The organism is Streptomyces sp. NPDC045968 (genome assembly GCF_056430475.1).
On sequence record NZ_JBWKLF010000006.1, the window covers coordinates 1 to 21309 of the forward strand.

Below are 21309 nucleotides of genomic sequence, written 5' to 3' on the forward strand. Positions count from 1 at the left end.
CCGCACCTTCGACGCCGGGATCAACGGCTTCGCGATCTCCCACAGTCCGTCCGGAACAATCCAACTCCACGTACCCCGCCCCATGATGAGCCCAACGACCGCCTCACCACGTAGGACACGGTCTTAAGACGTCGTTTCTTATGGCTGTCAGAGTGGCATGAGAGTCTCCTGGCATGAGCTACGACCTTGCTGTCTGGGAAGGCGAGAGGCCGACGGATGACAAGACCGCCGGCCGAGTCTTCAGCGACCTGTACGACCGCTACATCGACAGCGAGGTTGAAGAGCCTCCGTCTGAACGCATAGCGACCTACGTGGCTGCGTTGCTTGAGCGGTGGTGCGACCTTACCGAGGACGAGGAGGACGCCTCGCCCTGGTCAACCGGGCCGTTGATCCGCGAAGCCAGTGGTCCACTGATCTACTTCCCCATGCGCTGGAGCATGGCCGAGGAGGCGTCCGCGCACGCGGCGGCCGTGGCGGGGTCCATGGACCTGGTCTGCTTCGACGTACAGCAGAACCGGCTCAGGCCGTGAGTGGGACAGCCAATCGGCGATAGCAGATGAAGGCTGCGGCAATGCCGACGAACGCGAGGAAGTGCTCGGGTTTTCGTTCGTAGCGGCGGTGGAGGCGGCGGCAGCCGGCCAGCCCGGAAACGGTTCGTTCGACGACCCATCGGTGGCGGCCGAGCCGTTGCGAGGACTCGATGCCTCTCCGAGCGATGCGATGGCGTATGCCGCGTCCGCGGAGCCATCGCCGCAGGTGGTCGTAGTCGTAGCCCTTGTCCGCATGTAGCTTCGCAGGGCGCCTGCGGCGCGGGCCGCGGCGGGAGCGGATGGGTGGGATGCCTCGGATGAGCGGTTCCAGGCCCTGGCTGTCGTGCATGTTGGCGCCGGAGATACCCAGCGACAGTGGCAGTCCGTTCCGGTCCGTGACCAGATGGATTTTCGATCCCAACTTGCCACGGTCGGTCGGATTCGGTCCCGTCAGAAGCCCTCCTTTGCCGCCCGGACACTGACCGAGTCGATCGCGCACCGCGACCAGTCCAACCCACCCCGGGCCCCGAGCTCGTCCAAAACCACGCGGTGAAGCCGGGCCCAGACCCGGTCCGCGCTCCACTGGGCGAACCGCCGGTAGACCGTCTGCCAGGCCGGCCCGAACACCGGTGCGAGCTGTCTCCACGTACACCCCGAAGTGGCCACGAAGACGACCGCAGCCAGAACTTCACGGTCACCAGCCCGACGTCGACCCCCGCCCTGCGGACGCCGCACCTCCGTGGGCGGCACCACCCGCTGGAACAACTCCCACAACTCATCCGGCACCAGCCGCTCAACCAGATCCGTCATGCACAGACCAACGAGCATGCACGCCATAAGAAACCACGTCTAAGGGCGGGGGACGTTGCGGAGGTTGGAGCGGGCCATCTGGAGCATCCGGCCCACTCCCCCGTCCAGCACGATCTTGCTCGCGGACAGCGCGAAGCCGGACACCATCTCTGCGCTGATCTTCGGCGGGATGGAGAGCGCGTTCGGGTCGGTGACCACATCCACGAGGGCGGGCCCCTTGTGCTTGAAGGCGTCCCTGAGCGCGCCCTCCAGCTGTTTGGGCTTCTCCACGCGGACTCCGTAGGCTCCGCAGGCCCGCGCGACGGCGGCGAAGTCCGGATTCTTGTTCGTCGTACCGAACGAGGGCAGCCCCGCCACCAGCATCTCCAACTCGACCATCCCGAGGGAGGAGTTGTTGAACAGGACGACCTTCACGGGCAGGTTGTACTGGACCAGGGTGAGGAAGTCGCCCATGAGCATGGTGAATCCACCGTCGCCCGACATCGAGACGACCTGCCGGTTCCGGTCCACGAACTGTGCGCCGATCGCCTGCGGCAGCGCGTTGGCCATCGATCCGTGGCTGAACGAACCGATCACTCTGCGCTTGCCGTTCGGTGTCAGATAACGCGCGGCCCACACATTGCACATACCGGTGTCGACGGTGAACACGGCATCGTCGTCGGCGAGTTCGTCGAGCACCGAGGCGACGTACTCCGGATGGATCGGTACATGCTTCTCGACCTTGCGGGTGTACGCCTTGACCACGCCCTCCAGCGCGTCAGCGTGCTTCTTCAGCATCCGGTCGAGGAACTTGCGGTCGGACTTGGCCTTCACGCGCGGGGTCAGACAGCGCAGCGTCTCGCGGACATCGCCCCAGACCGCCAGATCCAGTTTGGACCGCCGGCCCAGGTGTTCGGGGCGCACATCGACCTGGACGATCTTCACATCGTCCGGGAGGAAGGCGTTGTACGGGAAGTCGGTGCCGAGCAGGATGAGGAGGTCGCATTCGTGGGTCGCCTCGTAGGCGGCCCCGTAGCCGAGCAGCCCGCTCATGCCGACATCGTACGGATTGTCGTACTGAATCCACTCCTTGCCGCGCAGCGCGTGCCCGACCGGGGACTTCACCCGTTCCGCGAACTCCATGACCTCGGCATGCGCGCCCGCGGTGCCGCTGCCGCAGAACAGGGTCACCCGTTTCGCCTCGTCCACCATCCGGCAGAGCTTCTCGATCTCCCCGTCCCCCGGCCGGACCGTCGGCCGGGAGGTGACGAGGGCGTGCTCGATCGACTTCTCGGGGGCCGGCCGGGAGGCGATGTCGCCCGGCATCGTCACGACGCTGACGCCGCCCCGGCCGATCGCGTGCTGAATGGCCGTCTGGAGCAGGCGCGGCATCTGCTCCGGGTTGGAGATCATCTCGTTGTAGTGGCTGCACTCCTGGAAGAGCAGTTCGGGATGGGTCTCCTGGAAGTAGCCGAGGCCGATCTCGCTGGAGGGGATGTGCGAGGCGAGAGCGAGGACCGGGGCCATGGAGCGGTGGGCGTCGTAGAGGCCGTTGATGAGGTGCAGGTTCCCCGGCCCGCACGAGCCCGCGCAGGCCGCCAGACTGCCGGTGATCTGGGCTTCCGCACCGGCGGCGAACGCGGCGGTCTCCTCGTGCCTGACCTGGATCCAGTCGATGGCCGCGTTACGCCGGATGGCGTCGACGACGGGGTTGAGGCTGTCGCCGACGACGCCGTACATCCGCTTCACCCCCGCCCGGACGAGGATGTCGACGAACTGCTCCGACACGTTCTGCTTGGCCATGGGTGCGCACCCTCTCCGCTGTGCTCCGTGCTCTTCCGGAGTCCATCAACCCATGGCCCGTGCGATCACGCCTCCCAGACGGCCGCGCTCGTACGGTCGTCGGCGTACCCCTTGATCCGGAGCTGGGTGTCCGCGAGATAGCCCGCCAGGCCCGGTGGTCCGGCGGGCGACCAGCGTTCGGCGAGTTCCTTGGCGAGGGCGGGTTCGCCGCGCATCGGGTCGGCGAGGCCGTTGCTGCAGAGCAGCAGGGTGTCGCCCGGGCAGGCGACCGAGGCTCGGAAGCGGAAGGGTTCGGACGGCGGCGGGGCGGGGCTTTCGACGTACGGGGACGGGGGCGTCGTGATCTGGAGGTCCATGGTCAGCCGGTCGCCTTCGGGCCCCTCCTCGCTCTCGGCTCCGCCGGGCGGCGCGGAACCGAAGCCGACCACCGCCCCGCCGGTCAGTGCCGCTGCGTCCGGGACGTGGGGTTCGAGGTCCTGCCACACACCGTCGCGGAGCCGGAAGAGTCCGCCGGCACCGACGCCGAAGAACACCCGGGTGCGGCACTGCGGATCGGCCGACAGGAGGAGACAGCGCAGACCCGCGGTGTACGCGCCGGGCTCCAGGCCGAGCTCGGCCGCGCGGGCGCGCAGCTTGCCGTAGGTGCGGTCCGTGAGGCGGTGCAGACCGGATTTGAGGTCGCCGCGGCGGCCCGCCCTTATGTCTTCGGAGAGCCTGGCGTGGCTGCGGCCGACGGCGCCGCCGATCCAGTGGACGGCGTCGGCCGCCGCGAGCTGTGCGCCTTCGGCTGCCCGTGCGCCTCCGGCGATCGCGACGAGGACGAGGGCGCCTTCCCCGGCGCCGAAGCGGGCGGTGAGCAGGGCGTCGCGGCGCGGTTCGCCCCGGAAGCGGGCGGAGTCGCCCCGTACGGACGCGGCCCGCAGGGTGTACGTCCCGTACCGGGCGCCGTCGAGCACGGTGTCGGGAACGAGTCCGTGCAGGTCCATGGAGCTGGAAGCAGGGAGGGCGGTGGGCTCGGCGTCGTACGTGGGCGGCCGGTCGCCGAGGTAGTCGAGAGGGGGCCGGGACGCGGGAACAGGGGCGGGGTCGGGGCCGGGCACGGTGTCGGTGGCGGTACGGGTGGTGGGCGCGCTCACCTCGGCCGCCGGAGGCGGGGGCGACGGCGCGGCGAAGCTGCGCGGCGGCGGGAATCCGGACGGCGGTTCCCAGGGCGCCCGGACCGCCATGACGGGCGGTGACGTGGCGGGCGACTGCGGGGCGGGTTCGGGCTCCGGCACGGGTTCGGACTCCGCCACCGGCTCCGGCACGGATGCCCGCTCCGCCTTCGCCTCCGGGGCGGGTTCGCCCACGGCCACCGGCTGCGTCGCGGGATCGCGCTCCGCCACCGCCTTCGGCTCCTGCTCAGGTACGAGCCCCGCCACCCGCTGCGGCTGCGGCTGCGGCTGCGGCTGCGGCACCATCCGCCCCGCCTCGGGAACCGTTCGCTCCGGCCCGGGAGCCATCCGCCCCCGCTCGGGAATCAGTCGTTCCGCCCCGGGCTCCGGGCCGGCGTCCATGCGGTCCGTCGCGGGACCCACCGCATCCGACGCGGAGTCGAAGCGGTCGTCGAGACTGTCGGCCGCGCTGCTCGGACCGGTGTCCGGCGCGGTCTCGTCGTACAGCCTGCGCCACCAGTCGTCCTCGTGGGCGGCGGGCCAATCCCCCTGCTGACTCATGCCCTTATTGTCCACCGCGAGAGGCGCACGAAAACGGGTCATCCGGAAAAAGAGGTCCGCCGGGCGGCCCCACCCCCCACGGGAGGGACGCCCGGCGGACCGGTCAGGACGTGGTCAGCGCACCGCGTACGCGTCGACCACGGTCTGGATGACGGAGTTGCCGTTGGCGTCCGTCAGTTCAGTCTTGAGAGTGACGTTCCTACCCGTGGCGTCCGCGTGGTCGACGGTCGCGGTCCACCGGCCGTCCTTCCGCGCGGTGGTGGCCTGCGCCCAGGTCGTACCGTCGTCGTACGAGTAGGAGACCTTGGCCGCCGTCAGCTCGCCGGGGGTGTAGCCCGCGTGGCCGGTGACGCTCAGTTCGATCTTCTGACCGTCCTGCGCCGCCAGGGTCTTCAGCCCGTCCGTCTCCAGGCCGTAGTGCGGGAAGAGCAGCGGAATTCCCTGGGAGTACGCGTTCTTGTCCCGCTCCGAACGGAACTTCCAGGTGGTCTCGGTGCGGGTCGAACGCTTCCAGACCGCGGCCGGCTGGCCGGTCTTGAACGTGGCCATGGTGAGCTCGTAGGCCGCGTCCTTCGCGGGGACGGTGAAGACCCCGGAAGGCCAGCCGGACTGGCCGAGGACCTCACCGCCGCTGGTGAGCGTCATGCTGCCCAGGTCTCCGAAGGAGCCCTGCATACCGCCGTGTTCGCTGTCCGCCCAGAAGCCGGGGGCGACGCCGATCAGGTTGTCCTGACGCTCGGCGGCGAGCTGCTGCTCGCCCTGTGTGCTGAGCGGGGTCGACGGGCCGAGGATGCCCCGGTACCAGCTCTCGGTGCGCTGCTGGCCGGCCTTGTACGTGCGGGGCCGGTCGAACATGGTCTCGCCCCAGGGGAAGCTGGAGGAGAGGTACCGCTCCCAGCCGGTGTCGCCCGCCGAGTAGTACTCGGTGCGCTTGCCCGGGACGGCGACGGTGTCGAACATCCCGACGGAGAAGCGGGAGCCGTACGGCCGGTTGATCACCATCGAGTCGACGTAGTCGGCGGCCACGCCCATCGCCTCGTACGTCGCGGTGGACTTGCCGAGCTTGTGGTCGCGCACCGTGTACGTACGGTCGGAGGTGACCGGGCCGGTCTCGGGGAAGCCCAGGTTGTAGACGAACGGGCTGGCGGCGGTGCCCTTCCACCGCAGCGTCACGGGACCGTCGGCGAGCGCGGCGGTCAGGCCGGCGGCCTCGCTCGCCTGGATTCCGAGGGAGGGCAGCGGCGCCTGGCCGTAGCCGACGGACGGCAGCCAGGGGCCGGCGGACGGCCGGTGCACGATGATCGCCTTGGCGCCGGCGGCCTCGGCGTTCCGTGCCTGGCCGGTCATGTATCCGTCGTCGGCGACCTGGACCAGGACGATTTTGCCCTCGGCACCGGCGGCGGCCAGTTCGGCGGGGGTGCCGGTGCCCGCGTCGACGAGCTGCGCCTCGCCCGTCCCGTCGAGGTTGACGGAGCCGGTGCTCGCCGTCAGCGGGTGCAGTTCGCCACCGCCGACGACGGAGAGCTTCTCGATCAGCGGAGCGTAGGCGCGCCAGTAGCTGGCGAACTCGAAGTCGCCGTCAGCCGCCCTGCCCTGGATGTCGACGACGTAGTTCTTGACGGCGCGTCCGCCGCTGATGGATCCCGAGTGCAGCCAGACGTCGTCCCAGCTGCGTCCGAAGGTGAGCGTCGTCGAGCGGTTCTCGGACGCGCGCGCCTCCGTCCGCACCTGGAGCCGGTGGGCCTTGCGGGCGTCCAGGACCAGGGTGGTGTCCTTGGTGAGGTTCAGCTGCGGCCTGGCGAGGTAGCCGACGGACTCGGCCATTCTGCCGGTGGCGTCCTTCGGGTCCGGCGAGATGACGAAGCCGGAGACGAAGTACGCGCCGGGGCGCAGTTGGTACACCTGGTCGGCCGCGCCGTCGTTGAAGCGGCGTTCGCCGGTGGCGGTGTCGGTCCCGATGACGTCGAGCGAGGAGGAGCCGGCCGCGGGGCTGCCGGTGCGGTCGACGAGCTTGACGCGCAGGGTGACGGTCTCGGCGCCGACGTACAGCGAGAAGGGGGTGGAGACCGTGACGCCGCCGGATGCGGTGGCCAGGACGCGCCCGGTGACATCGCCGTACTGGCTGCGGGCGAGGTGCGCGGCCGGGTCGATCGTCAGGGGGACGGTGACGGTGGCTCCGGCCGGGACGGTGACGGTGCGTTGGCCGAGCCGGGCGACGGCCGAGCGGACGGCGGTGCCGTCGTTGCCGGTGACGCCCGCGACGCGCAGGGAGAGCCGGACGGGCTTGGTGCCCTCGTTGGTGTAGGGGACGTCGACGGTGGTGCGGTCGCTCGCGTCCTGCGGCCAGTTGAAGGTGCCGCCCTGGACCGCGGGGGCACCGGTGACCTCGGTGTCGATGGCGGCCTTGACGTCGAGCCGTCCGCCGCCTGTCTCCCGTACGTCGCCGGGGATGTCGCTCGTCGCCGACGAGACGAGGGCGGACTTGATCTGCTGTGCGGTCCAGTCGGGGTGCCGCTGCTTCACGATGGCCGCCGCTCCCGCGACGTGCGGGGTGGCCATCGACGTGCCGGACATCGCCTGGTACGCGTACGGGCCGCGGCCGCCTGCCGCGGCGGCCGAGATGGCGACGCCGGGGGCGGCGATCTCGGGCTTGAGGGTGTGTGCGCCGATGGCGGGGCCGCGGCTGGAGAACGACGCGGTGGAGTCGTCGCGGTCGACGGCTCCGACGGTCAGCACACTGGGGGCGCAGCCGGGTGAGGAGACGGTGTTCAGTGCGGGGCCCGCGTTGCCGGCCGCGACCACGAAGAGGGTGTCCGTGCCGCGGCCGAGTTCCTCGGCGGCGACGCTCATCGGGTCGGTGCAGTCGGTGGGTGTGGAGCTGCCGAGGCTCATGGAGACGACGTCGGCCTTGTTGTCCACGGCCCACTGCATACCGGCGATGATCCAGGAGGCGGCGCCGGAGCCGCTGTCGTTGAGGACCTTGCCGACGAGGAGGTCCGCGCCGGGTGCGACGCCCTTGTTCTTCCCGCCGCTCGCCGCGCCGCTTCCGCCGACGGTGGAGAGGGTGTGGGTGCCGTGGCCCTGCCGGTCGTCGGTGGTGTCGGAGTCCGTGAAGTTCTCGGCGCCGGCGATCCGGCCCTTGAGGTCGGGGTGCCCGGCGTCCGCGCCGGTGTCCAGGACGGCGACCTTGGTGCCCTTGCCGTCGTAGCCGGCGACCCAGGCGAGGTCGGCGCCGACCTGCTTGGCCGACTTGTCGAGACTGGCTTCGACCTGCCGGTCGAGCCAGAGCTTCTTGAGTCCGGCCGCCGCGCGCGACCGCGTGCCGGTGACATCGGCCCAGAAGGCGGCGGTGTGCTTCTTGTCCGCCTTGAGGGCGACGCCGTCGATGGCGGCGAGACCGAGTCCGCGTTCGGCGCCGCGCGGGGTGACGGGAGTGCTGCGCGCGGCCTTACCGGTGTAGGTGGCGATGAGCGGGACGGTGGTGGAGTGGGCGTCGTCGTAGCCCTGGCGGACGAGGCCGGTGACGTTGAAGAGTTCCTCGTCGACCGTGCCCGCGGCGAGGGCCTCGGCGGCGGCCTCGGGGTAGACGTACAGGTCCTTGCCGGACTGCCGGGTCTGTACGAGCGGGACGGTGCCGTCCTCGCGGGGCAGTGCCGTGGCGGACGCGGTGCCCGCGCCGTCGGTGCTCACCAGGACCTGGTCGCCCGTGACGAGCGTGACGGTGACCGGCTCGGCGCGTTCGGCGGCTGCGGCCGCGCTGCCGGTCAGCGGTCTGTTGGCGGTCGCGTCGTCCTGTGGCACCGCCACGGACGGGGCGGTCGCGGTGACGGCCAGGACGGCGGCGGTGGCCACTCCCAGTGCCGTACGCGATATCGGGCGCATCGCTCTCCCCAGGTCATTTCGAACCGAAGCAGCACAAGCCGCCACGTTCCGGAGGTGGTTGGTGCTGCGGTGGCGCCACATTGGCAGAGTGACCACCGGTACGGGGGATGATGTCTGCGGCGGGTTTACGCCGTGGCCTTTTCCCGCCACGCAGGCCGTCCGGGACGCACGTTGTGCGACCACCACGCCCGGGGAGGATCGAGGATGCTGGGTGCGATAGGTCTCGACGAGAGACAGGAAGCGACGTACCGCGCACTTGTCGCTGCGGGGGCGGCGGAGGTCTCCGACCTGGCGCACCGGCTGGCGCTCCCGCAGACGGATACGGAACGGGCGCTGCGCCGGCTGGAACACCAGGGCCTGGCGGCCCAGTCGTCGGCGCGGCCGGGGCGCTGGGTCGCCGCCCCGCCCGGAGTGGCCCTGGGCGCCCTGCTCATCCAGCAGCGGCACGAGCTGGAGCAGGCGGAGCTGGCGGCGGCCCTGCTCGCCGAGGAGTACCGGGCGGAGGCGAGCGAGCCGGCCGTGCACGATCTGGTGGAGGTGGTGACCGGCGCGAGCGCGGTGACCCACCGTTTCCATCAGTTGCAGCTCGGTGCGGTGTCGGAGGTCTGTGCGCTGGTCACCGGAAAGCCGATCGCGGTGAGCGGTATGGAGAACGAGTCGGAGGAGCGCGCGGCGAACCGCGGGGTGTCCTACCGGGTCGTGGTCGAGCGCGAAGTACTCGCGCTGCCGTCGGGAATCCTGGAGCTGTCCGCGGCCCTGAGCCGTGACGAACAGTGCCGGGTGGTCGACCGGGTGCCGACCAAACTGGTGGTGGCCGACGGCAGTCTGGCCATGGTGCCGCTGACGGGGCGCGGGGCGGAGCCGGCCGCTCTGGTCGTCCACGCGAGCGGACTGCTGGAGTCGCTCATGGGCCTGTTCGAGGCGGTGTGGCGGGACGCGATGCCGCTGCGGCTCGGCGAGAGCGGCTGGGTGCGGGAGGAGGCGACGGGGCCCGATCCGACCGATCTGGAGATCCTGTCGCTGCTGCTGGCCGGGCTGACGGACGCGAGTGTGGCGAAGCAGCTGGATCTGGGGCTGCGGACCGTCCAGCGGCGGGTCAAGGGCCTCATGGAGCTGACGGGGGTGTCGACGCGGCTGCAACTGGGCTGGCACGCGTACGAACGGGGCTGGGTGGCCCGTACGCCACGAGCCTGACCGTGGGGCGCCGCACCCGCTCGGACCTGCGCTGACAGGCGGGAACCCGCCGGTTCCGGCAGGCTGGTGGGATGGGTGTGTGGCAGCTCGTCGCCGTCGGGGTGGTCATGCTGCTCGGACTGGTCGGCGTGCTGGTGCCGGGCGTGCCGGGGCCGGCGATGGTCTGGGCCGCGGTGCTGTGGTGGGCCCTGACGGACGTGGGCCGGGACGCCTGGGTCGTACTGATCGGAGCAACGGCGCTGCTCCTGCTGAACCAGGCGCTCAAACCGCTGCTGCCCCCGCGCCGACCGGCCACGTCGGGGGCGCCGCGGGGGACCCTGATGCTCGGCGGGATCGCGGCGATCGCCGGGTTCTTCGTGGTGCCGGTGGTGGGCGCGGTCGTCGGGTACGTCGGGGCGATCTACGGCGCGGAGCGGCTGAGGCTGGGCAGCCGGGGCGCGGGCCTGGCCTCGGTGCGCTCCGTCATGCGGGCGACCGGCTACTCGGTGCTGGTGGAGCTGTACGCCTGCCTGCTGGTGGCGGGCGCGTGGCTGGCCGCCGTCGTCTGGGGCTGACATCGCGCCCTGGGGCCGGCGAGTGCCAGATGGCGTACGGCGTACGAGCGCCAGGGCCGCCACGCTTCGCTTCCCGGCGTCCCTTCCGGGTCCACATCGGGGTCGCCCAGTGCCCGCATCCTGATCAGCGCCGCCGTTCCGGGGCCGATTCCCGGCAGCCTGAGCAGGGCCCGCTCGGCCTCGTCGCGGTCCGCGCCCGCGTCGAGCCGCACCTCGCCGCCGGCCAGCGCGGCGGCCAGGGCCCGCAGGGCGGGGTCCTCCGCACCGCCGGCCAGCACCCCCGGCTCAGGAAAGAGGTGGGTGAGTCCGCCGCAGGGTACGTCGAGGACTTTTCCGTACCGCTCGACCAGTTCGCCGGCCGCCGCACGGCCCACCAGCGTCCGTACGGCGAACTCGTCCGGGTCGGCGGTGCCCGGCGAGCGCAGTCCCGGGCGGGCGGCGACCAGCGGTGCGAGCAGCGGATCGGCGCCGAGCGTCTCGCCGACGGCGCAGGGGTCGGCGTCCAGGTCGAGCAGCCTGCGCAACCGCTGCACGGCGGTGGTCAGGTCGCGGAGGTCGGTGAGGTGGATGCGGGCCTCCAGCCACGGTCCGGCGGACGCCTCGTCGACGGCGACGATGCCCGCGCCGTACGGCAGCGTGAGGGTGCGCCGGTACGTGCGGCGGCCGGGCACGCCGCTGATCTCCTCGATCCGCCCGACCGTCCCGGCGGCGAGCAGGTCGAAGACCTCCCGGGCCGCGTACGGCCCCCGGTGGGCCAGCCGGAGCGGGATCCCGGCCCGGTTCCCCTCCCGTAGGCCTCCGCCCAGACCGGTACCCGACTCGTCGCGCAGGGCGCTGGGGGTACGGGCGTAGATCTGCCGGATCGTGTCGTTGAACTGGCGGACGCTGGCGAAGCCGGACGCGAAGGCGATCTCGGTGACGGGCAGGTCGGTGGTCTGGAGGAGGACCCGGGCGGTGTGGGAGCGCTGGGCCCTGGCGAGCGCGACGGGCCCGGCGCCGAGCTCGGCGTTGAGCTGGCGCTGCACCTGCCTGGGGCTGTAGCCGAGCCGCCCGGCGAGACCGGGCACGCCTTCCCGGTCCACGACGCCGTCACCGATCATCCGCATGGCACGGCCGACGACGTCGGCGCGCACGTTCCACTCCGCGGAGCCGGGCGCGGCGTCGGGGCGGCAGCGTCTGCAGGCCCGGAATCCGTTGCCCTGGGCTGCCGCGGCGGTCGGGTAGAACCGCACGTTCTTGCGTTTGGGGGTGACGGCGGGGCAGCTCGGCCGGCAGTAGATGCCGGTGGTCGCGACGGCGAAGAAGAACTGTCCGTCGAACCGTGCGTCGCGGCTGCTCACCGCCTCGTACCTGGTCTCTTCGTCCATCACACCGTCCAGTGTGCGGCACCCGCCGGTGCCGCACTCGCGGTTTTCGGACGTCGAACCGGTACCACCGTCCGCTACCGCATCCGGCCCCGCTTGAGGTCCAGGGCGGCCCGTCCCTCGGCGCCCCTGCGCTTCCATTCGCGCATGGTCTCCGAGCGCAGCCGGGCGTCGGTCTTGGCCGCGATCCGGTGGTTCTCCCGGAGCAGCTTGCGATAGCTGTCCAGGCGCCTCTCGGCCAGGGTCCCGTCCTCGATCGCGCCGAGCACCGCGCAGCCCGGTTCGGCCTCGTGGGCGCAGTCGTGGAAACGGCACTGCTGTGCCAGGTCCTCGATCTCGGAGAAGACCTGGCCGACACCGGCCTCCGCGTCCCAGAGCCCGACGCCGCGCAGACCGGGGGTGTCGATGAGTACGCCACCGTCCGGCAGGACGAGGAGGTTACGGGTCGTGGTGGTGTGCCGGCCCTTGCCGTCGACGTCGCGGGCGGCCTTGACGTCCATCACGTCCTCGCCGAGCAGGGTGTTGGCGAGGGTGGACTTGCCCGCGCCGGAGATCCCGAGCAGCACGCTCGTACCGCCGGAGACGACGGCGCGGAACACGTCGATGCCCTCCCCGGTGGCGGAGCTGACGGGCAGCACCTGCACCCCGGGCGCGATGGCCTCGATGTCCTGGACGAGATGGGACAGCGTGGCGACGTCCGGCACGAGGTCGGCCTTGGTCAGCAGCACGAGCGGCTGGGGGTCGGCCGCGCCGCCGGCGGGGCCGGCGCCGAGGAGCGCGTCACCGCTGGAGCTGGACATGGCGAGCGCGAGGAACCGCTCCAGGCGCCCCAGGTCGAGTTCGACCGCGAGTGAGACGCAGATGACGATGTGGTCGATGTTGGTGGCGAGCACCTGGCCCTCGGACCGCTGCGACGACGTCGAGCGGACGAAGGCCGTGCGCCGCGGCAGCAGCGTACGTACGAACTGCGGGTCGCCGTCCGGGTCGACGGCCACCCAGTCCCCGGTGCAGATGATGCGCATCGGGTCGCGGGGCACCACGAAGGCGGTGTCCGCCCGCATCGGGCCGTTGGGGGTGACGAGGTCGCACTGACCGCGGTCCACCCGCACCACACGGCCGGGCAGCAGGCCCTGCTCGGCGTACGGAGCGAATGCGGCGGCCCAGTCCTCGTCCCAGCCGTACGGAGACAGCGCGTGCGACGAGGTCGGAACCGGAAGAATGGAGAAAGACAAGGGAAACCCTTCGAAGGGCGGCCCCGGCACCGCGTGCGTCGACGCGGAAGTGATGGAGAGAAAGGTCAGCCGGTGGCCACGGGGGTGAGAACGATGCTCTTCTGGTTGTGGGCAGCGCCCATCGCAACGACAGTCATCAATGTCCTCACCTCCTGGTTCTTCACGGCCGACGCACACAGCCGGGTTTTCCCGGCCCGCTGTGCTGACGTCACCAACCTTAGCCCGGAGTCACCTGCCGACGTCAACGGAATTTCCCGCGGAACCGAAAGGGACCCGTTCCGTCGGAGTTATCCCGAAGGCTTCCCCGATCGGGTGATACGCGTGCACAACGACCGGTCCCGGGCCGTTATGGTGCCGAGCATGACCACACCCCAGACCGCCACCGGCACGTTCACACAAGCCCAGTTGGGCACCCAGATCCTGATCGGCTGGAGCGGCCGGCACCCCGAGGGCGACCGCGATGTCGCCTTCCTGCTCACCTACTCGCTCGGCGACGGGCAGGACGGCCCGGAGGCAGGCGAGGCGGCCATGCGTACGGCGCTGGAGCGCAGTGGCCTCACCGTCGGCGGGGATCTCACCAGGGCGTCCGAGACGCCGGGCCTCCCGGTGAAGCTCCTCGTCCAGGCAGGCCAGGCCGTGCTGACGATGCCTCACTTCAAGGCGCAGTACCAGGTACCGCCGGAGTGGCTGGCCGCCGCGGAGGCGCAGGGCGAGGTCTACGGGATGTTCGCCACCCGCCCCTGGCCGGAGGCCGTGCCGGGCCGGCCGGTGAGCGAGGAGATGCTGCGTTCGTTCGCCGCGGACGAGGACGTCGTGAAGACGTCGGCGCTCTGCCTCCTGCCGGTACGCAGCCTGGGCTGACCGGTCTCTCCCCCGTCCGCGCGCGACGATGCCCACCACCCCCCGTGGAGTGGTGGGCATCGTCGTGCACGGTGCCGCACACGGAAGTGCGGGCGCCCCGGACCATGTCCGGACCACCCGCACGCCATGGAACGTCAGTTGTTGCCGACGCCGTTGCCCGAGAGCACCGGGATGTCGTCCAGGATGTGCGACAGGGCCTCGTCGCCCTTGGCCTGGGTGGAGTTCTCGGCGCACTGCTGGTTCTGCGGCGAGGACAGGACGTTGATGTCCTGAATCGCGACGGGCACGAGCAGGCCGACGAGCGAACCGACGTTGGCCTTGACCGGCAGACCGATGCACGCCTTGTTCAGCGTGCCCTGGACCAGCTGGGTGTTCGGGCTCCAGTCACCCTTGGTGACGGCGTTGCCGAACGCCTGCGAGGCACCGTTGCCGTTGACCGACGTGGTGCCCTCGTCGTTGCCGATCGCCATGGCCGAGGGGGCCGCAGCGGCGGACAGACCGACCAGGGACACGGCCACTGCCGCGCCGGCCATCATCTTCTTCATCAAGCTTCACCTTTCGGAGCGTCCCGTTGTGGAACGTACTGATCAACCTCATTCGGAGGTTTCAGTTCCGCAGGACCACTCAAATGGGTTCGATCTGGCGCAAGGTGGACGCTTCGTGTTCACTCACGGGCGGCTTCGCCGGACGTGCGGGCCGCCGGGACGAAGCCGCCCGCGGGGCGCGGTGCGGGGTGCGGGGGCCCGCCGGACGCGACGCTGCGGCCGGCCGCGCACCACTCCGCGAACAGGCGGTCGTAGATCGGTGTGCTGTCGTCCGCGGACCGTCTGCCGCCCGGCGGCTGTTGACTGTCGTACTGATCCATGAAGGGCCTCTACCCCGTCCGGCGAATCCGGGCAGCCTGGGGCTGGGCCATCCGGCCCAACGGTCATCCGGCCCGACCCCCGGACGCACGACGAGGGGCCAGTCCATCCGGGCCACCGGGGATCGGCAGCCGTACGGATGAACTGGCCCCACGTTTCACGCACTTCGGACGAACGGGTCCCGGGCCGGCCCCGACGAGCTCGAGGAATTCAGCGGTGCGGGCCCGGAACTACGCGACCTCAGTTGTTGCCGACACCATTGCCGGACAGGACCGGGATGTCGTCCAGGATGTGCGACAGGGCCTCGTCACCCTTGGCCTGGGTGGAGTTCTCGGTGCACTGCTGGTTCTGCGGCGAGGACAGGACGTTGATGTCCTGGACCGCGATCGGCACGACGCCGATGAGCGAACCGATGTTGGCCTTGGCCGGCAGGCCGATGCAGGGCTTGTTGAGCGAGCCCTGGATGAGCGCGAACTGCGGGCTCCAGTCGCCGTGCGTGGCGGAGTTGCCGAACGCCTGCGAGGCGCCGTTGCCGTTGATCGACGTGGTGCCGCCGTCGTTGCCGATGGCCATGGCGGAGGGGGCCGCCGCGGCGGAGACGCCGACGACCGAAGCGGCGACAGCCGCCGAAGCCAGAATCTTCTTGATCATGAAATAACCCTTCCGAGGTATTCTCTTGCCCGCCTATCCGGAGCGTCCTGATCAACTCGTTCCGGCGGGATTAGTTGTGCTCATTCACTCGAACGGTGCTTTTCCTGCCGGGCGGCCGCCGAAATACGGGAGCCCGCGCACCGGAGGAATTGCGGAGCCGTGCAGGAATTGCCGTCGCGCCGAAGGATCAGCCGCCGAGAGGGACGCCGCCGAGCAGCGGGGCGGCGCCCTGGGCCGCACCGGTGGCCTCGCCCGCCAGCTTGCCGACGGCGCCGTCCTCCTGCACCGACTCGGCGGCGCCGCCGACCGTCTCGACCAGCGGGTCGACCGCCTGCGGGGCGGCGGCCATGACCTGGTTCAGGCCGCTGTCGAGGCTGAAGTTGGGGGCCGTGGCTTCAGTAACGGCGAAGGCGGGAGCAGCCGTTCCGAGAGCAACCACGGAACCGGCAATGAGCGCGGCGGTCTTCGCGTACTTCACTTTCAGGTTCCCTTCTGCAGCGGCATCTGTTTCGGTCGCGTTCCCGCGCCGCACGAGCCTTCTTTAGCTGTGACTTCTGCCGCTTTCATGAGGAGTAACGATCACGCAGCGAACCGGCAACTGGATGGCGTCGGATTTCTCGGCCCGCTCGGGATCGCCGCCGGGATCCGGATAAAACGGAGTGGGCCCCACATCGCGTGTGCGATGCGGGGCCCACCGATGGCGAGCTGTCAGCTCACCCTGCAATCGTTCAGTCGTTGATGCAGGTGTTGCCGAAGGCCGGGTTCAGCAGACCGATGACGTTCACGGTGTTGCCGCAGACGTTGACCGGAATGTGGATCGGAACCTGCACGACGTTGCCGGACAGCACGCCCGGGGAGTGCGCGGCGATGGCCTCGGCACCGGAGTCGGCCATGGCCGGCGCGGCGGCGCCCATCGCCATGAGGGTTCCGGCGGCGACGGCGGCAACCTTGGTGTACTTCACTTTTCGTCCCTTTCTCGCAGCGGAGTCCGGAGCGGCCACGACTTTCGTGCCGCACGAGCGCTGTCCTGATCGCTCGTAACTCCGAAGCTGTAATTCGTAACGACCTGCGGCCGAGATCGAAACTCGTTTCTGAGCAGATTCTCGGAAATCCCCCCGATTGGCACAGCGGAAGGCCCGGGCCGCTCGGAGGAGGAGTGCCGGCGGCCCGGGCCGGTGATGCGGCCGGGTCAGCTGTTGTGCGCGCCGTTCCCGGAGAGGACCGGGATGTTGTCCAGGATGTGCGACAGCGGCTCGTCGCCCTTGGCCTGGGTGGAGTTCTCGGTGCACTGCTGGTTCTGCGGCGAGGACAGGACGTTGACGTCCTGGACCGCGATCGGCACCAGGCCGATGAGGGAACCGACGTTGCCCTTGAGCGGCAGACCGACACACGGCTTGTTGAGCGAGCCCTGGACCAGACCGAACTGGGGGCTCCAGTCACCGTGCGTCTCGGCATTGCCGAACGCCTGCGAGGCGCCGTTGCCGTTGACCGAGGTCGTTCCTCCGTCGTCACCGATCGCCATGGCCTGCGTAGCCGAGAGACCGAGGACGGAGGCGGCGACGGCACCCGTAGCCAGAACCTTCTTGATCACGATTAACCCTTCTCGTACCGATTGCCCCGTGCCGGAGCGCCCTGCCCAACTCGCGGCGGCACGTTTGGTTCCGTGCATTCACCCGAATGCCGCACACTTCGGCGCGCCGGGCCACGGCCGGACGTGAAACGGGGCGCCCCGCGCCCCCCGCGTAAACCCGAACGCGCATACGTCACCCGTTCGGGTGGTTACATAATTTCCACGCGTCTTCAAGTTTCCCGCGCATCTCTCCTTCGTTATGGGTGTCGTCCAGCGTGCAGCTGGATCGCCCACACGGAATGTCCTGTGGAATGTCCTAGGAAAGGACAAGTAATGCGGCAGGTTTTGAATAAAAGCATGATCGTCATGGCGGCGGCTTCGGGCATTCTGTCCGCGGCCGGCGGTTATGCACATGCCGACGCATCAGCCGATGGTGCCGCTGTCGGTTCGCCGGGTGTCGGTTCGGGGAACGCCGTGCAGGTGCCGGTGCACATCCCGGTCAACCTCTGCGGGAACACCGTCAACGTGATCGCGCTGCTGAACCCCGCGTTCGGCAACACCTGCGCGAACGTCGGCTCCGGCAAGGACGACGACGGCGGCCACGGTGGCGGCGACGGTGCTTCCCAGGGCGGCGCGTCCGCCGACGGGGCGGCCATCAACTCCCCCGGCGTGCTGTCGGGCAACCTGATCCAGGCCCCCGTGCACGTGCCGGTCAACGCCTGCGGCAACACCGTCGACGTCGTCGGTGCGCTGAACCCCGCCGTCGGCAACAACTGCGCCAATGTCAGCGGTCCGGGCCACCAGCCGCCGACCGAGGAGCCGCCCACCGAGGAGCCCCCGACGGAGGAGCCGCCCACCGGTGAGCCGCCGACGGAGGAGCCCCCGGCCCACCAGCCTCCGACCGAGGAGCCGCCCGCCAACGAGCCCCCGGCCTCCGAGCCGCCGGCCGAGCAGCCCCCCGCCGACCACGGCCCGCAGGGCGACGGTTCGCTCGCCGAGACCGGCTCGGCCGGTCTGGGTCTGGCCGCCGGCGCGAGTGCCGCACTGATGCTCGGCGGCGCGGTGCTGCTGCGCCGCACCCGCGCCTCGCAGAACTGAGCCGGGCGCCGGAACGGTGAAAGGGGTCCGTCCTGACGGCTGTCGCTGTCCGGACGGACCCTTTCCGCGTCGGCGGCACCGGCCGGAAGGGGCTGGCGCCCGTGCTCCGGCTGCCGGCATGAGGGCGTCCAGCACCTCCCCGTAGCGGAACAGGCGGTATCGGCGTGGCGGTAACAGGCGTACGGATGGGCGTGGTCGGCGGCAGCATCGCGGGCTGTGCCATGGCGATCGCGGGTATCCGGGCCGGTGCCGACGTCACCGTCTACGAGCGCAGCAACGGTGACCTCCAGGACCGCGGACTCGGCATCGTGATCCCGCCGGCCCTGCATCAGGAACTTCTCACGGCCGGATATCTCGACGCCGCGATGGACACGGCGCCGGTCGGGACCCGTGTCTGGGTCACCCGCCATCCGGACGGGCGAACGGCCCACGAGTTCGGCAGGCAGCCGAGCGCGGTGGTGCCGTGCAACTGGGGCATGCTGTGGCGTTCCCTGCGGTCGCGTGCCGGTGACGTCCGCTACCACCGGGGGCTGCCGGTCACCTCCGTCGAGCGGGAGCGTTCGGGCGGCGCCCTCATCCGTACCGCCGCCGGGGCGCAGCCGTACGACATCGTCGTCGGCGCGGACGGCCATCAGTCGGTCACCCGGGGGCTGCTCGCGCCGGGGCTGCGGCCCACGCTTGCCGGGTACCTGGTGTGGCGCGGCACCGTCGCTCTGAGCGCGTTCGCCGCTCGGCCCGAGCAGCTGGAGCTGCTGCGCGGCGCCTGGGTCACGGTGGCGTTCACGGGCGGGCACGGGGTCTTCTACCTGATCCCGCGCGCTCCGAAGGGGGCCGGCGGCGCGGGCGGGGGACGGCTGCTCGCCTACGCGATCTACGGATATCCGCCCGCCCCGGCGGCCGGGCACCGGGGGGAAGCGGTGACCGCGTACGTACGGACCCTCGCCGACGAGCACTTCCCCGTGGAGTGGGCCGATGTCGTCGCCCGGGGCGAGCACCTCTCCCTGGTGTGCCACCCGGTGGCCGACGTCCAGGTGCCCCGGGCCGCGGACCCGCCGTTCCTGCTCGCCGGGGACGCCGCCGCGATCACCCGGCCGCACACCGCGAGCGGTGCGGTCAAAGCTCTTCAGGACGCCCTCTGCCTGGAACGGGTCCTGCGCGGGTCCGCGTCGGCGGAGGAGGCGCTGCGGCGGTACGCGGACGAGCGCACCGCCGCCGGGGCCCGTCTGGTGGAGCTGGGACGGCGGCTGGGGCGTGCTCAGGTGGAGCGGACGCCGCAGTGGCACTCCATGGGTCCCGGCGACGTGGACGTCTGGAGCCGCGCCGTCCTGGACGGCTCGACGAGCTATCTGTTCGGCGGCCTAGGGGTAGAAGTGCGTGAGTGATTCGGCCACGCAGGCCGGCTTCGCCGAGCCTTCCAGTTCGAAGGTGAACGCGCGCGTCATCTGTACGCCGCCGCGTGCCACCTCCTGTACTCCGGCGACCGAGGCGTGCAGCCTGACGCGGCTGCCGACCGGCACGGGTGCGGGGTAACGGACCCGGTTGACACCGTAGTTGAGGGCGCGGCCGACGCCCCGTACCTGGAGCAGTTCGCCGAACATCGGGATGCCCCAGCTGAGCACCATGTAGCCGTGGGCGATGGTGCGTCCGTACGGTCCGGCCGCGGCGCGTTCGATGTCGGTGTGGATCCACTGGTGGTCGCCGGAGACGTACGCGTACGCGTCGATGAGCTCCTGGGTGATCTCCTTCCAGCCGGAGTGCCCGAGGTCGCGCCCGTTCAGGGCGAGGATCTCCGGGATGCCGTTCACGGTCAGTGGGGCCGGTGGCACGGTCCGTTCTCCGTTCGGTCTGGCCTGGCTCAGGCGGTGGCGGGGGCGGTGGTCCGTGCGGAGAGCGGTTCCGCTGCCTGCTCGTCGTGGTTGGGGCGCTTGAGCAGGAGCAGCATGCAGCCCAGGGTCAGGGCCACTTGGAAGATCGCGTACGCGATGACGGCGGTGATCGATCCGGTGCGGTTCAGCAGGAACTGGCCGATGATCGGGGTCGTGCCGCCCAGCAGCGTGCCGCAGAGCTGGTAGCAGAGCGAGATGCCGGTGTAGCGCAGGTGGGCCGGGAAGCGGCTGGCGAGCATGCCGGCGAGTGCCGCGTAGTAGAGGCAGTGCGGGATGGTGGCGACGGCTACGCCGAGCATCGCGAGGCCGTAATTCTCGGTGCTGATGAGGATGAACATCAGGGGCATCAGGATCAGTTCGGGCAGCAGCATCACGGTCACGGCCCGGGACCAGCTCTTCATCCGGGTGGCCAGCACCGCGCCGAAGGGCTGGACGATGATCTGCGTGATGTTGGCGACCAGGATGATCGTCAGGAACGAGCTGCGGTCGAAGCCGAGCGAGGTCGTGGCCCAGGACAGGGCGAACGTCGACTTGAAGTAGGTGGCCGACAGGCCGATGGTGCAGGCGCCGATGCCGAGGGCGATCAGCATGGGCTGAGTGCGCAGGACCTCGGTCAGCGGGAGCTTGACGACCTTCTTCTTCTCGATGATGTTCGCCATGGCCGGGGACTCGGAGACCTTGAGCCGTACGAGGAGGCCGACGATGACCAGCGCGGCGGAGGCGAGGAACGGCACCCGCCAGCCCCAGGAGACGAAGGCCTCGTCGGGCAGTTGGCTGATGGCCAGGAAGCTCAGGGTGGAGAGGGTGTTGCCGACGGGCGAGCCCTGCTGGGCGAACGCCCCGTACAGCACGGACTTGCCCTTCGGGGCGTGTTCGGAGGCGATCAGGACCGAGCCGCCCCATTCGCCGCCGAGGCCGATGCCCTGGATCATGCGGATGGCGACCAGCAGGATCGGTGCGGCGATGCCGATGGAGGCGTAGCCGGGGAGCAGGCCGATCGCGGTGGTGGAGATGCCCATCATCAGGAGCGTGATGACGAGGGTCTTCTTGCGGCCGAGGCGGTCGCCGTAGTGGCCGAAGACGATGCCGCCGATGGGGCGGGCGAGGAAGCCGACCCAGAAGGTCCCGAAGGCGACCAAAGTACCCAAGGGGCCTTCGAGTTCGGGGAAGAAGACCTTGTCGAAGACGAGGGCGGCCGCGGTGCCGTAGATGTAGAAGTCGAACCACTCGATGGTCGAGCCGATAAAGGCTCCGAATCCCGCACGGTTGGCGGCTCTTGTGTGCTCTCGCGCGGTGGACGCACTCATGGTGGCTCCC

20 protein-coding genes and 1 pseudogene are annotated in these 21309 nt (G+C 70.5%); 6 read left to right on the forward strand and 15 right to left on the reverse strand.

The annotated features are described in order from the left end of the window. Window positions 1-84, reverse strand: a pseudogene (locus tag AC07FA_RS18320) (IS5/IS1182 family transposase); the annotation flags it as partial. Between the two features lie 89 nt (window positions 85-173). Here AC07FA_RS18320 and AC07FA_RS18325 point away from each other — a divergent pair. After that, window positions 174-530 (forward strand): hypothetical protein, encoded by a 357-nt coding sequence (locus tag AC07FA_RS18325; RefSeq protein ID WP_479076625.1) that lies wholly within the window; start codon window positions 174-176, stop codon window positions 528-530. Here the strand turns inward: AC07FA_RS18325 and AC07FA_RS18330 are convergent. The 4 genes from AC07FA_RS18330 to AC07FA_RS18345 all read right to left on the reverse strand — a co-directional run bounded on the left by AC07FA_RS18330 (window position 520) and on the right by AC07FA_RS18345 (window position 8719). Continuing rightward, window positions 520-1340, reverse strand: a protein-coding gene (locus AC07FA_RS18330; protein ID WP_479077222.1) for an IS5 family transposase whose coding sequence is annotated in 2 segments (ribosomal slippage) — window positions 520-990 and window positions 993-1340 — 819 coding nt in all. Because the reading frame shifts where the segments join, the coding sequence is not laid out codon by codon here. The two genes, AC07FA_RS18325 and AC07FA_RS18330, sit on opposite strands and share 11 nt — an antisense overlap. A gap of 39 nt (window positions 1341-1379) precedes the next feature. Next, window positions 1380-3122 (reverse strand): pyruvate dehydrogenase, encoded by a 1743-nt coding sequence (locus AC07FA_RS18335; RefSeq protein ID WP_479076626.1) that lies wholly within the window; start codon window positions 3120-3122, stop codon window positions 1380-1382. 65 nt (window positions 3123-3187) lie between these two features. Beyond that, a complete protein-coding gene (locus AC07FA_RS18340) occupies window positions 3188-4837 on the reverse strand; it encodes a protein phosphatase 2C domain-containing protein (RefSeq protein ID WP_479076628.1) in 1650 nt (549 codons plus the stop codon). A gap of 114 nt (window positions 4838-4951) precedes the next feature. Then, window positions 4952-8719, reverse strand: a complete 3768-nt coding sequence (locus AC07FA_RS18345; RefSeq protein WP_479076629.1) for a S8 family peptidase — start codon at window positions 8717-8719, stop codon at window positions 4952-4954. A 204-nt stretch (window positions 8720-8923) separates the two neighbouring features. On the opposite strand from AC07FA_RS18345, the gene AC07FA_RS18350 reads away from it, so the two are divergent. After that, window positions 8924-9913: a helix-turn-helix domain-containing protein gene (locus AC07FA_RS18350; RefSeq protein ID WP_479076631.1), complete on the forward strand. Its 990-nt coding sequence runs from the start codon at window positions 8924-8926 to the stop codon at window positions 9911-9913. A gap of 71 nt (window positions 9914-9984) precedes the next feature. Next, window positions 9985-10467, forward strand: coding sequence for a DUF456 domain-containing protein (locus tag AC07FA_RS18355; protein WP_479076632.1), 483 nt, complete (start codon window positions 9985-9987; stop codon window positions 10465-10467). On the opposite strand, the gene AC07FA_RS18360 is transcribed toward AC07FA_RS18355, so the two are convergent. Together AC07FA_RS18360 and rsgA are read right to left on the reverse strand one after the other, a co-directional pair. Continuing rightward, the gene (locus tag AC07FA_RS18360) at window positions 10392-11834 is read right to left on the reverse strand and encodes a DNA-3-methyladenine glycosylase 2 family protein (protein ID WP_479077223.1); all 1443 of its coding nucleotides are present in this window, start codon (window positions 11832-11834) and stop codon (window positions 10392-10394) included. The genes AC07FA_RS18355 and AC07FA_RS18360 overlap by 76 nt on opposite strands. 74 nt (window positions 11835-11908) lie before the next feature. Next, on the reverse strand, window positions 11909-13063 hold the full coding sequence (gene rsgA / locus AC07FA_RS18365; protein ID WP_479076633.1) for a ribosome small subunit-dependent GTPase A: 1155 nt from the start codon (window positions 13061-13063) through the stop codon (window positions 11909-11911). A gap of 360 nt (window positions 13064-13423) precedes the next feature. On the opposite strand from rsgA, the gene AC07FA_RS18370 reads away from it, so the two are divergent. Next, window positions 13424-13924 carry a DUF5949 family protein gene (locus tag AC07FA_RS18370; protein ID WP_479076634.1) on the forward strand — a complete coding sequence of 167 codons (501 nt, stop codon included), beginning with the start codon at window positions 13424-13426 and terminating at the stop codon, window positions 13922-13924. 134 nt (window positions 13925-14058) lie between these two features. Here AC07FA_RS18370 and AC07FA_RS18375 read toward each other — a convergent pair whose 3' ends face one another. The 6 genes from AC07FA_RS18375 to AC07FA_RS18400 form a co-directional block, all read right to left on the reverse strand. Next, window positions 14059-14469, reverse strand: coding sequence for a rodlin (locus AC07FA_RS18375; protein ID WP_479076636.1), 411 nt, complete (start codon window positions 14467-14469; stop codon window positions 14059-14061). Window positions 14470-14588: 119 nt separating this feature from the next. Continuing rightward, complete coding sequence (locus AC07FA_RS18380) at window positions 14589-14789, reverse strand: hypothetical protein (protein WP_479076638.1); 201 nt, start codon at window positions 14787-14789, stop codon at window positions 14589-14591. Window positions 14790-15027: 238 nt separating this feature from the next. Next, a complete protein-coding gene (locus AC07FA_RS18385; protein ID WP_479076640.1) occupies window positions 15028-15438 on the reverse strand; it encodes a rodlin in 411 nt (136 codons plus the stop codon). Window positions 15439-15625: 187 nt separating this feature from the next. After that, window positions 15626-15916 (reverse strand): hypothetical protein, encoded by a 291-nt coding sequence (locus AC07FA_RS18390; protein WP_479076641.1) that lies wholly within the window; start codon window positions 15914-15916, stop codon window positions 15626-15628. Between the two features lie 250 nt (window positions 15917-16166). After that, window positions 16167-16400 carry a chaplin gene (locus AC07FA_RS18395; RefSeq protein ID WP_479076642.1) on the reverse strand — a complete coding sequence of 78 codons (234 nt, stop codon included), beginning with the start codon at window positions 16398-16400 and terminating at the stop codon, window positions 16167-16169. A 227-nt stretch (window positions 16401-16627) separates the two neighbouring features. Then, complete coding sequence (locus tag AC07FA_RS18400) at window positions 16628-17029, reverse strand: rodlin (protein WP_479076644.1); 402 nt, start codon at window positions 17027-17029, stop codon at window positions 16628-16630. 312 nt (window positions 17030-17341) lie between these two features. Here AC07FA_RS18400 and AC07FA_RS18405 point away from each other — a divergent pair, with 312 nt between their 5' ends. Next, window positions 17342-18106, forward strand: a complete 765-nt coding sequence (locus tag AC07FA_RS18405; protein WP_479076645.1) for a chaplin — start codon at window positions 17342-17344, stop codon at window positions 18104-18106. A 164-nt stretch (window positions 18107-18270) separates the two neighbouring features. After that, a complete protein-coding gene (locus AC07FA_RS18410) occupies window positions 18271-19488 on the forward strand; it encodes an FAD-dependent monooxygenase (protein ID WP_479076646.1) in 1218 nt (405 codons plus the stop codon). Here AC07FA_RS18410 and AC07FA_RS18415 read toward each other — a convergent pair. Both AC07FA_RS18415 and AC07FA_RS18420 read right to left on the reverse strand, forming a co-directional pair. Further along, window positions 19465-19932 (reverse strand): MaoC family dehydratase, encoded by a 468-nt coding sequence (locus AC07FA_RS18415; RefSeq protein ID WP_479076647.1) that lies wholly within the window; start codon window positions 19930-19932, stop codon window positions 19465-19467. The genes AC07FA_RS18410 and AC07FA_RS18415 overlap by 24 nt on opposite strands. 29 nt (window positions 19933-19961) lie before the next feature. Then, on the reverse strand, window positions 19962-21299 hold the full coding sequence (locus AC07FA_RS18420) for an MFS transporter (protein WP_479076649.1): 1338 nt from the start codon (window positions 21297-21299) through the stop codon (window positions 19962-19964). Between the last annotated feature and the right edge of the window lie 10 nt (window positions 21300-21309).

Bases quoted from the DNA above. Each gene is read 5' to 3' on its own strand.
- AC07FA_RS18420 (WP_479076649.1), bottom strand. From the start codon at position 21,299: ATGAGTGCGTCCACCGCGCGAGAGCACACAAGAGCCGCCAACCGTGCG.
- AC07FA_RS18375 (WP_479076636.1), bottom strand. From the start codon at position 14,469: ATGAAGAAGATGATGGCCGGCGCGGCAGTGGCCGTGTCCCTGGTCGGT.
- AC07FA_RS18340 (WP_479076628.1), bottom strand. From the start codon at position 4,837: ATGAGTCAGCAGGGGGATTGGCCCGCCGCCCACGAGGACGACTGGTGG.
- AC07FA_RS18360 (WP_479077223.1), bottom strand. From the start codon at position 11,834: ATGGACGAAGAGACCAGGTACGAGGCGGTGAGCAGCCGCGACGCACGG.
- AC07FA_RS18355 (WP_479076632.1), top strand. From the start codon at position 9,985: ATGGGTGTGTGGCAGCTCGTCGCCGTCGGGGTGGTCATGCTGCTCGGA.
- AC07FA_RS18385 (WP_479076640.1), bottom strand. From the start codon at position 15,438: ATGATCAAGAAGATTCTGGCTTCGGCGGCTGTCGCCGCTTCGGTCGTC.
- AC07FA_RS18405 (WP_479076645.1), top strand. From the start codon at position 17,342: ATGCGGCAGGTTTTGAATAAAAGCATGATCGTCATGGCGGCGGCTTCG.
- AC07FA_RS18380 (WP_479076638.1), bottom strand. From the start codon at position 14,789: ATGGATCAGTACGACAGTCAACAGCCGCCGGGCGGCAGACGGTCCGCG.
- AC07FA_RS18370 (WP_479076634.1), top strand. From the start codon at position 13,424: ATGACCACACCCCAGACCGCCACCGGCACGTTCACACAAGCCCAGTTG.
- AC07FA_RS18335 (WP_479076626.1), bottom strand. From the start codon at position 3,122: ATGGCCAAGCAGAACGTGTCGGAGCAGTTCGTCGACATCCTCGTCCGG.
- AC07FA_RS18345 (WP_479076629.1), bottom strand. From the start codon at position 8,719: ATGCGCCCGATATCGCGTACGGCACTGGGAGTGGCCACCGCCGCCGTC.
- AC07FA_RS18350 (WP_479076631.1), top strand. From the start codon at position 8,924: ATGCTGGGTGCGATAGGTCTCGACGAGAGACAGGAAGCGACGTACCGC.
- AC07FA_RS18325 (WP_479076625.1), top strand. From the start codon at position 174: ATGAGCTACGACCTTGCTGTCTGGGAAGGCGAGAGGCCGACGGATGAC.